Origin of the sequence: Thalassotalea sp. Sam97 (assembly GCF_041379765.1) — a bacterium.
In the GTDB taxonomy this organism is placed as follows: domain Bacteria; phylum Pseudomonadota; class Gammaproteobacteria; order Enterobacterales; family Alteromonadaceae; genus Thalassotalea_A; species Thalassotalea_A maritima.
In genome coordinates, this window is record NZ_CP166919.1 from 2270451 (window position 1) to 2282658 (window position 12208).

Sequence of the window (12208 nt, forward strand, 5' to 3'; positions counted from 1 at the left end):
CTTAATGAAAATACGCCTTAAATTTTGTACTATCCGAGGCCATATTTCTATTAAATAATTTCTAAATCAGGCAAATAGTCCAATGAGTGATAATAATCGCAAAATTTTGGTGACCAGTGCCCTACCGTACGCCAACGGTCCAATCCACTTAGGTCACCTGTTAGAATACATTCAAACCGATATTTGGGTGCGTTTTCAAAAAATGCGCGGTCACGAGGCATACTATGTTTGTGCCGATGACGCACACGGCACCCCTATCATGCTAAAAGCGCAACAACTGGGCATCACGCCAGAACAAATGATTGAGCAAGTGCGCGAAGAGCATATGGCGGACTTTGCTGATTTTCATATCGAGTTTGATAACTATCACTCAACCCACAGCGATGAAAATCGCAGCTACGCTGAGCTTATCTACAATCGTTTAAATGATAGTGGCTACATCAAACGTCGTACCATTTCACAACTCTTCGATCCTGAAAAAGAAATGTTCTTACCCGATCGTTTCGTTAAAGGTACCTGTCCTAAATGTGGTAGCGAAGATCAAAACGGTGATAACTGTGATAATTGTGGCGCGACCTACTCGCCAACCGAATTGGTAAACCCGAAATCGGTTGTGTCTGGGGCAACTCCGGTGATGAAAGACTCTGAGCACTTCTTCTTTGACTTGCCTGCTTTTGAGCAAATGCTAAAAGACTGGACCAAGTCAGGCTCTTTGCAAGAAGAAATGGCCAATAAATTAAATGAGTGGTTTGAATCCGGTCTGCAGCAGTGGGACATTAGCCGTGATGCGCCATACTTTGGCTTTGAGATCCCAAATGCACCCGGTAAGTTTTTCTATGTGTGGCTCGACGCTCCTATTGGTTACATGGGCAGCTTTAAGAACCTATGTGATAAAAAAGGCATCAACTTTGATGAGTTTTGGCAACAAGACTCAACGGCTGAGCTGTATCACTTCATTGGTAAAGACATTATTTACTTCCACTCTTTATTCTGGCCAGCGATGCTAAAAGGTGCAGGCTTTAGACAACCGACATCTGTCTACGCCCACGGTTTTGTCACCGTTAACGGCACCAAGATGAGTAAATCAAAAGGCACTTTCATAAAAGGTCGTACCTACCTTGATCACCTAAACCCTGAGTTCTTGCGTTACTATTTCGCCGCAAAATTAACCAGCCGTATTGATGACTTAGATCTTAACCTTGAAGATTTCGCACAACGCGTTAACTCTGACTTAGTGGGTAAATTGGTTAACATCGCGTCACGTTGTGCCGGTTTCATCTCAAAGAAATTTGATGGCATGCTATCAGCACGTATTGACGACCAAGAGCTAGCGGACGCCGTGATGGCCGCTGGGGATTCTATCGCAGCACATTATGAGAATCGTGAGTTCGGTAAGGCAATGCGCGAGATCATGGCACTCGCTGACCGTGTCAACGAATACATCGCAGTCAAAGAGCCTTGGGTATTGGCCAAGCAAGAAGGTAAAGAGCAAGAGGTTCAAGACGTATGCTCGATGGGTATTAACCTATTCCGTATTCTGATGATTTACTTAAAGCCTGTGTTACCAAAGCTTGCTGATAAATCATCTGCATTCTTGAACGATGAATTATTGTGGGAAGGTCACAAGCACTTATTAACCGACCACAAGATCAATAAATTTAAAGCGCTTATGCAACGTGTTGAGATGGATAAAGTAAACGCCATGGTAGAAGATTCAAAAGAAAACCTAGTTGCTGCGCAAGCAGCGCCTGTCACAGGTCCACTAGCCGATGAGCCTATTGCGCCAGAAATCACGTTCGATGACTTTGCTAAAGTTGACCTGCGCGTTGCCAAAATCGTCACGGCAGAGCACGTTGAGAAAGCGGAAAAGCTATTGCGCATTGAAGTGGACTTAGGCGGTGAAAAACGCCAAATCTTTGCCGGCATCAAATCGGCTTACCAACCAGAAGACTTAATTGGTAAGTTAACGGTTGTTGTCGCTAACCTAGCGCCACGTAAAATGCGTTTTGGTATGTCTGAAGGCATGATTATCGCAGCTGGCCCCGGTGGTAAAGATATCTTTATCTTAAACCCTGACCAAGGTGCTGAGCCTGGTATGCGCGTGATGTAACCTGTACATCAAAAAACAACGTAAAAGCGAGCTGATGATTTTATATCGTTTGAGCTCGCTTTTTTATTGTCTGTATCTAGCTCTAAAATCAGTCACCAAAAAACGGAGCAAGACCATGCCGATTAACCAGGTACATTAGGAATAATATTTTTATCATCGGTATCATCTGCAAAGCTGACCACTTGTATCGTCATGACATACTCTGTCTGAAATTCCAGTGCAGCGCCATTCGGTATATTAGGCAGACGCATACCTAGCGCCTTATACCAATCACACTAAGTTTGTGCCCAACTCAGAGTTAGGGCAGAGGTTCAGTTACAACATAGATTTCATTGATATAGTCATTCTATATTAATGAAATATAGGGCCGTAAATGGGCCTCTGGTAAACTCCCTGCAGTTGAATAATCAAGGTGTGCTACCTCTTGCTGCAAACTTGGACATAAAAAGTATAACATCGGCTACATAGACAGCATATTACGACCGTATCAAGGTGATGCATCTTGGCTCTGTTAAGCAATTTAATGACAATTACTCTGCGATACATGGATTGTTTATATCATCGAATCACTCACCACTGTCGTTTTTCGCTGAGCATGGTAGCATCAATATAAAACGTGTAACTTATTTTATAAGGCAACCCTTTGGACTCCATCACCCAAGCCGCACTTGGTGCCACCATCGCCGGAGCCGTTGCTGGCAAGCACTGCAACGGTAAAGTATTATTCGCGGGCGCCGCATTAGGCACCTTGCCTGACTTAGATGTGTTAATTGACTATGGCGATATCGTTTCCAATACCATTAAGCATCGCGGATTTAGTCATTCTTTGTTGGTGTTGCTGCCATTTTCTCTGCTACTTGCATGGTTATCGAACAAGCTAATCAACCATGAATATTGGTGCTTTAATAAGTTATTACTGCTGATTGCCAGCGTTTTGATCACCCATCCATTACTCGATTACTTTACCACCTATGGTACGCAACTGACCTGGCCAATGACCGGCTATTATGCTCGCTCTAGTATATTTATCATTGACCCTTTATATACCGTCCCCTTGCTTGTGGCGATATTTGTGTGTTGGCGCGCGCCCAATAAGGGGCGTCTTTATTGTGCTGGAGCGTTATGCCTATCCACCTTGTATGTACTGTGGAGTTTAATTGCGCAGCAGCAGATCAAACAAAGAGTAGCCATCAACTTAACGGCACTAGGTTTATCCGCTAACCCAACGCTGATAACGCCTATGCCACTAAACACGTTATTATGGCGAATCGTTATCCTTGACGGCGATCAGTACTTGGAAGGTATGGCCTCGTTACTTGATGATGGCCAAGACATACACTTTACTCGGCACCAACGAGGCGATTGGCCAATCGCTGAAGTGCCTGAATTACTTGATCAGTACCAGCTCTTTACGCGCCAATTTGTCAGTTACCGACAAGAGCAAGATAAATTGATTGTCAGTGATCTGCGTATGGGCGTTACCGGTAATTTGGCATTTCAATTTCAATTTGCTCACAAAAATGAAAACAACGAATGGCAGTTACAAACGCCAACGTCCTATCAATCGATACGCATTGATATCGACTTAAAGAAATGGTTTGAACGGATAATGGGCGACAGCAGCATCACTACGCTGTCCAAGCACGAAAAGCTATCTGGCGCAGTTCAGTGAACAATATGCGCAGTTAACAAGCAAAGGAGTCGGTTAGCTATTATGGCAAGCATATCGCTAACCGATATAGGCGGTGTAAATTCTATAAACACCGCTAGTATTGTCGTTAACCTACCACTGAATACGAATTTTGGTACCGGTTTCAACGAGGCTGAGAAATTCATCCATTTCAGCATTGGTTAACGCGATACAGCCATTGGTCCAATTTAAACGTTGGCGCCTGCGTGGATCACGCTTATCACCGTTCTTCTGGCCATGTATCATAATAAAGCCTCCAGGGCTAACGCCTTTAGTTTTTGCTCGAGCAATATCTTCGGCATTGGGGTAGCTGATATGCATGGCGCGATGAAACGCTGAGTCTTCTTTAACATAGTCGAGTACGTATTCACCTTCCGGGGTACGCCTATCACCTTCTCTGACTTTATGACCTCGAGTATTACGTCCTAAAGCAATGTGATACTTTTTTACCACTTTGTCGCCTTTAAGCAAATACATGGTACGGCTGGACTTATCAACTTTAACTAAATCTACTTTCAAATACGCTGTCTTCGCTAACGCATCTGGCGCGACAGATGCCAGAGATAGTGTTAACGTGACAACAAACACCAAGCGGGCAACAACAGAAAAACTACGACTACTCACGAGATTTCAATACACCGTATAATTGATACTTCGAACGCGGTAGTCTAATGATTTTGTTCACTGATTCAACAATTTTTACACAGCAACTGGTCCAGCGTTACAATTTGCCAATACTTATCGAGCAACACACACATCACGTTAACAAGTCGTGTACAATCTCTGTAGCAAACACCGTTTATTTTCGCCCCATCAGCGCTGTAAGGAAGTCAGCAATATGCGCATAGACATAACCCCACCCCCCAACAATAATGCCTTAAAAACACTTAGCCAAGGCATCCAACGATATAATCAAGACCATCTAGATGATGATGTGGTATTTGAGGCCGATAAACGCTTTGCTGCGTTTGTATATAATGACGAACATCAGGTCGTTGGCGGCATTCGTGCTAATGGTTTTTGGAATTACTGCATCATTGAATTGTTATGGTTGGCACCACAATGTCGTGGTACAGGCATTGGGACTCAATTGATGGCTGATGTTGAAGCGTACGCCAAACGATTAGGCTTTGCCTATATCCGTGCCGAGACTTTAGATTTTCAGGCGAAAGGATTTTACGTAAAGTGCGGTTATCGACTTTACGGTGAATTGCCTGATCACCCTAAAGGCCACACCACTTATTGTTTATTCAAGTCGCTGAAATAAAGCAACCCACATAGACCAATAGTCGATAGGTCATCAGAAATAAACAAAAGCGCCACTACGAATACCGCAGCGGCGCTTGGCGTCTAAAGAGTAATGCAAGCAATCAGCAAGATTACGCCATGTGCATTAACATATTGGTTGGCTCTTCTAGGAATGATTTCCACAAGTTACTAAAGCGAGCAATGGTGCCACCGTCAATAATGCGATGATCGCCAGACCAGCTCACTTGCATAATTGAGCGCGCTTCAACTTCACCTTTGTCATTAAAGCGCGGGAGTGTTTGCAGCTTACCTAGTGCCACAATTGCCACTTCAGGCTTATTAATGATTGGTGTTGCCACTGTGCCACCTAAGGCACCAATGTTAGAAATGCTGATAGTACCGCCTTTTAAATCATCGGTTGATACGCGCCCTTCACGTGCTGATAACGTTAAACGCGTCACCTCTTTAGCGACATCAACGATGGATAACGACTGCACATTTTTCACGTTTGGTACCAACAACCCGACTTTTGAATCAACGGCCATACCGATATTATGATCATTAAAGTACGTTAACTCGGTACAGTCATCGTTAGGTTGCGAATTCATGATTGGGAATTCTTTTAACGCCAGCGACATAGCTTTCATAAAGAACGGCATCATGGTCAGTTTGATGTCTTGCTTGGCGTACACTTCTTTTAACTCACTGCGCAGCGCAATCAACTTGGTCATGTCGATTTCTTCACAGTAGGTAAAATGTGGGATGGTGGATACTGACGCCACCATGGCTTTGGCCATTGCCGCTTTCACACCGCGGATCGGTTCAACACGAGAACCTCCGGTGGTAGCGATGTTGCTTGTTGGTGCTGTTGCCGACGGTGTTGATGCGGCCACGTCGCTGACGCCATTAGCAAAGTTACGAACATCGTCTTTAAATACGCGACCTTTAGGGCCAGAACCTGGTACTTGGTGAATATTGACACCAAGCTCTCTTGCAACTCGACGCACCGCGGGGCTCGCCAATGCTTTACCATTTTCCGAATTTTGTAGTGCCGATTGTGGCGCAGACGTGACAGCTGCTTTGTTGGCAACAGCCTGTGTAACGGGGGCTTGGGTTGGTGTCGGCTCCATTGCCGGTGCAGATACAGCTTCGCCAGCAATCTCAATAGCAAACAGTGGTTCATGAACTTTAGCAATCTCACCTTTACCATAATAGAGCTTAACGATTTTACCGGCATATTTTGCCGGAATTTGCACAAGCGCTTTATCCGTCATCACATCAACAACAGGTTGATCTTCTTCAATGATGTCACCTTCGGCGACAAGCCACTCGACAATTTCACACTCGACAATGCCTTCACCAATATCCGGTAAAATAAAGTCTTCTACTTGCGTTGCAGTCGATGCAGGTGTTAGAGCCACCTCTGGTGCCTCGGCAATGTTTTCAGTTTCTGATGTTTGCTCGCCGTTTGGCGTCATAGCAAACAACGGTGCGTGCACTTTAGCAATATCACCTTGGGCGTAATATAATTTATCAACCACACCTGAATGCATTGCCGGGATCTGTACTAAGGCTTTATCGGTCATCACATCGCATACTGGTTGATCTTCGACAATATGCTCACCTTCTGACACTAACCATTCGACAATTTCACACTCAACAATACCTTCACCAATGTCCGGTAAAATAAAATCGATACTCATTGTCTTATCCTTAGTAATTCACTGATGCCATAATGGCTTCAAATGTTTTCAGCTCATCTGGCATGTATTCTTTTTCATGCGACAGCGGGAATGGCGTGTCTAGACCGCACACGCGCGCAATAGGTGACTCAAGATGTAAGAAACATTTATCTTGAATCGTCGCAGCAATTTCACCAGCGAAACCACCCGTTAGTGGTGCCTCGTGGTTAATTAACAAACGCCCGGTCTTTTTCACCGAGTCAGCCACGGTGTCAACATCCCATGGTAAGATTGAACGTAAGTCAATCACCTCACATGAAACACCTTGTTTTTCAGCCATTTCAGCCGCTTTTTCAAGGGTTTCCATTTGTGCGCCCCAACCTAACAAAGTGATATCGGTACCTTGCTTGATGACTTCGGCTTTGCCCAATGGTAATTGGTAATCATCTTCCGGTACTTCACCAACTGATGCACGGTAGAGCTTCTTCGGTTCAAAAAATACCACAGGGTTATCATCGCGAATCGCCGCTAACAGCAAACCTTTGGCTTGATACGGGTTGCGTGGCACGACAATTTTCAAACCCGGTGTATGGGCAAAATACGCTTCAGGTGATTGAGAATGGTACAAACCACCGGCAATCCCCCCGCCATACGGCGTGCGGATCGTTAAGCGTCCAACGTTAAATTCATTACCCGAGCGGTAACGGAATTTCGCAGACTCGTTTACGATTTGATCAAACGCTGGAAAAATATAATCAGCAAATTGAATTTCAGCAATTGGTCGGCTACCTTGTGCCGCTAAGCCGTTGGCAAAACCTAAAATACCTTGTTCCACCAATGGTGTGTTGAAACAACGTTGCTTACCGTATTTTTGTTGCAAGTTTGAGGTTGCACGAAAAACACCACCAAAATGACCAACATCTTCACCAAAACACAGTGTCGAGTCGTCCTCTGCCATGGCGATATCCAACGCATTGTTGATCGCCTGCAATAAATTCATTTGCGCCATTACTTAATTCTCCCTGCCGTCACTGGGTACGCTTGTGGGTACTTCTTGATATGCTCTTTTAACTCACTCAACTGTTGCTCTAGTTGCGGTGTCGGTACGTCGTAAACGTCACTAATCAGATCTTCAATCGGCGGCTTGGCGATTTTCTCCGCCACTTTTACGGCTGCCAATATCTCCTCACGGTATTGCTCAAACAATGCCGTATCTTGAGTTTCATCCCACCAGCCTTGCGCTAGCATCCAGTTTTTCATGCGCAAAATAGGATCGTGCTCTGCATACTTGGCTTCTTCTTCTTTGGTACGGTAACCACTTGGGTCATCTGAAGTAGAGTGGGCTCCTAAGCGATACGACATGGCTTCAATTAATACCGGTTTACCTTCGCTCACAGCGTAATGACGTGCTTCTTGGGTTGCCTTTAATACCGCTAGAATGTCGTTACCATCAACGCGAATGGTCTTAATGCCGTAGCCAACACCGCGCGAAGCAATACCATTACCGGCGTATTGCTCAGTCGATGGTGTTGAAATGGCATAGCCATTGTTACGGCAGAAGAAAATGACGGGGGCTTGGTGCACCGCCGCCATATTAAGGCCTGCGTGGAAATCACCTTCTGACGCAGCACCTTCACCGATATAACAAATGGTGATGTTGTCTTTACCTTTAAGTTTTTGACCATAAGCATAGCCCGTCGCTTGTGGAACCTGAGTTGCTAGCGGTGAAGACACAGTCATGTAATGTAATTCGGAAGAGCCGTAGTGAATCGGCATTTGACGGCCTTTGCCCAAATCTTTCTCATTGGAAAACATTTGGTTCATAAAGTTTTCTAAGCTAAAACCGCGATAAATCAAAGCACCTTGTTCACGGTATTGCGCCATGATCATGTCTTCATCGTCTAATGCGGCGGCACTGCCAACAACCGCAGCTTCTTCGCCTAGAGCGGCCATATAAAAGCTCAAACGACCTTGGCGTTGTGAGGCAATCATACGCTCGTCCAACACTCGATGAAACGCCAGTGTTTTATATATTTTAGTTGCATGTGCTTGATCGAGTTCAGGCAAGGCTGCACCATCATACACTGTACCGTCTTGCTTAAGAACTTTTAAAAGTGGGATATCGACTGAAAGACCGTCGATATACTCTGGTTGATGGACAACACGGCCCTGTGGATACTTTTCGGTATTCATATGCTTCTCTTCGTTTTCCGCCGCTTTAGCATAAGCAAGCACTTATATTTCAAGCGTTTAAAACATACTTTACTGAGTTTACTATGATGCGTTTTGGGACGCGACTCAGCTCATTTTTTTGATAGGCTGAACTTTACAATCAGCTTTGCGAGCTTGCAATTTTTTGCGTAAATTTAGCCGGTATAGAACAAAGCGACTGGCAATAATGCTTTACAGTTAACCAGCCGCCGAACTTGAAGATACAGAGCAGGATGGCGCCCGCTAACTTAGCGTCGTCGGAATCACGGTAAGTAGTGCGCGTTGCCCCTTGGCCACTTTTGCGTTAGGGAAAATAATTGCTTCGCCTGCAGCACTAACGCGATGCTCCTTTTCGCCATCAGTGGCGAGTAAGTAATCCAGTGGGTAATCGGTAAAATTCAGTGCATCGTCGGCAAAGTGCAAAGCAAAGCGGTCGGTTTCTCGGTTGATGGTTTTAAATATCTTGAACAGATTGAAGTCATTTTCCACAAACGGCTTTAAAGCTAAATCTTGGCCAGCCAGCAGACGATATAACGTTTGCTGGCAAGCTACGAAGTTACCCATGTCATTTTCACCGAACGGGCGAACTTTACCAAGCTCTACAGTAAAAGCATGCGCTTGAAACTCGTTACTTGAGAAATAACTGAATGTGGTTGTCGGTGATTCTGATAACAAGATGGTATTGACACCACACGCGGCCATGATTTGTAACTGTCGTTTGTCGCGAGGCTTACCATGTAAATACGGGTAAACCGCAAACTTATCATTTTTAGAACCTCGAATGGCGGTGTGCAAATCATAATGTAAGCGAGTACGGCCAGAATCAATGCTACCGCCTTGATCGAAAAAGTCGCGAACAAAATCCTCTAACATTTTGGCGCGAATACGCTCATCGTTACATAAACCTGGACCATCACTATGAGCGCCACTAAACAAGCGATTTAAGTTTTCTTCAACAAAACGTTTGCCAATATTAATGGCGGCGGGGTTACCAAACAAAAACAACACTCGCTGTTTAAGCTCTAAATCGCCCTGAATAATGTGTTGAATTAAGCGCTGACAAATCTCAATTGGTGCCGTTTCATTGCCATGAACCGCTGACGATAACACCACATCGGTGTCGGTATCACCATCAACCGGTTCAAAACTGATCACGCCGGTATCAAGGACGCTCATCAATATTTGTCGACGACCACCGTCAAATGTTAAGTGGTGAGTAAAAGGCTCTAATGAATCGGGATGTTGGCGAGTAATAAGAAGAAAGTCACCGTGCGACAGAAGTTGTTGTTTTATAGTAGACACTGTAAATCTTGCTGTGAAAAAATGATGACCTTAGTGTAGATGATGTCTATCGTCCTAGACAAGAGCTGACAAGATAACTCAGCGCGATAACTTGGCAACAAAGCGTAACAATCATGAACAGTGAATGCTGATAAAAATACAGCTGTACAATACCCTTGTAATATCAGCAAAGAATGCATCACGGATTGTTTATCTGGCAGAAAAAAGAAAAGGACTCATATATGAGCCCTCTCCATACAGTGTTGCGAGGAGATTATAAGCCTGCTTTGTTAAATGCGGCAGATACCAGCAGCTTAGCTTCGGCAAATATGCGCTCTAAATGGGCCTGATCAATAAAACTTTCACCATATATTTTATAAATTTCTTCAGTACCCGATGGACGAGCGGCAAACCAACCATTGTCGGCCACCACTTTTACCCCACCAATGGCAGCATCATTACCTGGTGCGTGACTTAATACGGCTTTGATCGGTTCACCGGCTAAGGTATCTTGCGTGACGTCATCGGCTGATAAATTCGTTAATACCGCTTTTTGCGCCGTTGTTGCCACCGCTTCAACACGGCCGTAACACGACTCACCTAGCTCACCGGCAAGCTCAAGATACCATTGATATGGATCTTTTCCGGTTACCGCTAAAATTTCTGCCGCCAATAAGCACATCACAAAGCCGTCTTTATCGGTTGTCCAACAGCTGCCATCTTTAGCGAGAAACGATGCACCAGCACTCTCTTCACCACCAAAGCCATAACTTCCATCTTTTAGCCCATCAACAAACCATTTAAAACCAACCGGTACTTCCGACAATGGCTTATCAAGCTTTGCCGCCAAACGATCTATCAATGAACTCGACACTAACGTCTTACCTATTTTGGCTGTCTCAGGCCAAGCACGTTGGGTAAATAAATAATGAATCGCTACCGCTAAGTAATGGTTTGGATTCATCAAGCCACCCATTTTGGTGACGATACCGTGGCGGTCAAAATCTGGATCGTTGCCAACGCTGATGTCAAAATCATCTTTCATCGCAATCAGTCCGGCCATCGCATACGGTGACGAACAATCCATGCGGATTTTGCCGTCTTTATCTAGTGGCATAAAGGCAAAGCTGGCATCAACAACTGGATTGACGATCTCAATATCAAGCTTGTACATGTCTTTGATCACCGGCCAGTAGTCGATACCTGAACCACCAAGTGGGTCGACACCGATTTTCACACCCGCATCACGGATAGCATCCATATCAACAACTTGCGCCAACTCTTTAGCATAAAACTCGATAAAATCTTGCTTAGTCAGTAGTGGCGATGCCAAGGCTTGCTCAAAGGTTAATTGCTTGACGCCTGCCAAATTTTTAGCCAGCAATTCATTTGCACGCTGCTCAATTTGCTTGGTAATACCGCCTTCGGCTGGGCCACCATGCGGTGGATTATATTTTATGCCACCATCCGCTGGAGGGTTATGTGATGGGGTGATAATCAAACCATCAGCAATGCTCTCATGGTGCTTGTTATGGACAATAATTAAGCGAGAAATAACGGGCGTTGGCGTGTAACCTTGATCTTCTTGAATAACGACAGGCACACCGTTCGCAATCAAGACACTGATCGCTGAAATAAATGCCGGTTCAGACAGTGCATGCGTATCCTTACCTATAAATAGCGGCCCGGTAAAACCTTGCTGTTGACGATATTCAGCAACCGCCTGGCAAATAGCCAGTATATGTGGCTCGTTAAAGTTACGTTTAGCCGCACTGCCTCGGTGTCCTGATGTACCAAAACCTACGCGCTGTTCGGCAACGCTAACATCTGGCTTTAGTTGGTAATAATCACAGGTTAATTTGGCAATATTAATGCGATCTTCTGGTCGAGCTGGTTTGCCTGCACACTCATGTACACTCATTATTTGTCCTTAATAAAATGGGCTAATGTTATTTTGCTATCTTGCTTTTATATGGCTATCTAATA

At 44.7% G+C, this 12208-nt stretch carries 10 protein-coding genes; 3 read left to right on the plus strand and 7 right to left on the minus strand.

The window, feature by feature from the left end:
* Window positions 1-82 precede the first annotated feature (82 nt).
* Window positions 83-2110: a methionine--tRNA ligase gene (gene metG / locus ACAX20_RS10100; RefSeq protein WP_371185916.1), complete on the plus strand. Its 2028-nt coding sequence runs from the start codon at window positions 83-85 to the stop codon at window positions 2108-2110.
* A gap of 122 nt (window positions 2111-2232) precedes the next feature.
* On the opposite strand, the gene ACAX20_RS10105 is transcribed toward metG, so the two are convergent.
* Window positions 2233-2361 carry a hypothetical protein gene (locus tag ACAX20_RS10105; RefSeq protein WP_371185917.1) on the minus strand — a complete coding sequence of 43 codons (129 nt, stop codon included), beginning with the start codon at window positions 2359-2361 and terminating at the stop codon, window positions 2233-2235.
* Between the two features lie 392 nt (window positions 2362-2753).
* Between ACAX20_RS10105 and ACAX20_RS10110 the strand changes: the two genes are divergently transcribed.
* Complete coding sequence (locus ACAX20_RS10110) at window positions 2754-3782, plus strand: metal-dependent hydrolase (RefSeq protein WP_371185918.1); 1029 nt, start codon at window positions 2754-2756, stop codon at window positions 3780-3782.
* A 111-nt stretch (window positions 3783-3893) separates the two neighbouring features.
* Here ACAX20_RS10110 and ACAX20_RS10115 read toward each other — a convergent pair whose 3' ends face one another.
* A complete protein-coding gene (locus ACAX20_RS10115; protein ID WP_371185919.1) occupies window positions 3894-4424 on the minus strand; it encodes a murein L,D-transpeptidase family protein in 531 nt (176 codons plus the stop codon).
* 214 nt (window positions 4425-4638) lie between these two features.
* Here ACAX20_RS10115 and ACAX20_RS10120 point away from each other — a divergent pair, with 214 nt between their 5' ends.
* Complete coding sequence (locus ACAX20_RS10120; protein WP_371185920.1) at window positions 4639-5067, plus strand: GNAT family N-acetyltransferase; 429 nt, start codon at window positions 4639-4641, stop codon at window positions 5065-5067.
* A 112-nt stretch (window positions 5068-5179) separates the two neighbouring features.
* On the opposite strand, the gene ACAX20_RS10125 is transcribed toward ACAX20_RS10120, so the two are convergent.
* The 5 genes from ACAX20_RS10125 to pgm form a co-directional block, all read right to left on the minus strand.
* Entirely contained in the window at window positions 5180-6751 is a 1572-nt protein-coding gene (locus ACAX20_RS10125; RefSeq protein ID WP_371185921.1) for a dihydrolipoyllysine-residue acetyltransferase, read from the minus strand.
* 10 nt (window positions 6752-6761) lie between these two features.
* On the minus strand, window positions 6762-7739 hold the full coding sequence (locus ACAX20_RS10130; protein ID WP_371185922.1) for an alpha-ketoacid dehydrogenase subunit beta: 978 nt from the start codon (window positions 7737-7739) through the stop codon (window positions 6762-6764).
* Window positions 7739-8923 (minus strand): thiamine pyrophosphate-dependent dehydrogenase E1 component subunit alpha, encoded by a 1185-nt coding sequence (locus ACAX20_RS10135; RefSeq protein ID WP_371185923.1) that lies wholly within the window; start codon window positions 8921-8923, stop codon window positions 7739-7741. Before ACAX20_RS10135 ends, ACAX20_RS10130 begins: the two co-directional genes overlap by 1 nt.
* Before the next feature lie 261 nt (window positions 8924-9184).
* Complete coding sequence (gene astE / locus ACAX20_RS10140) at window positions 9185-10243, minus strand: succinylglutamate desuccinylase (RefSeq protein ID WP_371185924.1); 1059 nt, start codon at window positions 10241-10243, stop codon at window positions 9185-9187.
* 253 nt (window positions 10244-10496) lie between these two features.
* Window positions 10497-12143, minus strand: coding sequence for a phosphoglucomutase (alpha-D-glucose-1,6-bisphosphate-dependent) (gene pgm, locus ACAX20_RS10145; protein WP_371185925.1), 1647 nt, complete (start codon window positions 12141-12143; stop codon window positions 10497-10499).
* Window positions 12144-12208 lie beyond the last annotated feature (65 nt).

Coding starts and splice junctions, on each gene's coding strand:
- ACAX20_RS10130 (WP_371185922.1), bottom strand. CDS start 7,739: ATGGCGCAAATGAATTTATTGCAGGCGATCAACAATGCGTTGGATATC.
- ACAX20_RS10120 (WP_371185920.1), top strand. CDS start 4,639: ATGCGCATAGACATAACCCCACCCCCCAACAATAATGCCTTAAAAACA.
- pgm (WP_371185925.1), bottom strand. CDS start 12,143: ATGAGTGTACATGAGTGTGCAGGCAAACCAGCTCGACCAGAAGATCGC.
- ACAX20_RS10135 (WP_371185923.1), bottom strand. CDS start 8,923: ATGAATACCGAAAAGTATCCACAGGGCCGTGTTGTCCATCAACCAGAG.
- ACAX20_RS10125 (WP_371185921.1), bottom strand. CDS start 6,751: ATGAGTATCGATTTTATTTTACCGGACATTGGTGAAGGTATTGTTGAG.
- ACAX20_RS10105 (WP_371185917.1), bottom strand. CDS start 2,361: ATGCGTCTGCCTAATATACCGAATGGCGCTGCACTGGAATTTCAGACA.
- metG (WP_371185916.1), top strand. CDS start 83: ATGAGTGATAATAATCGCAAAATTTTGGTGACCAGTGCCCTACCGTAC.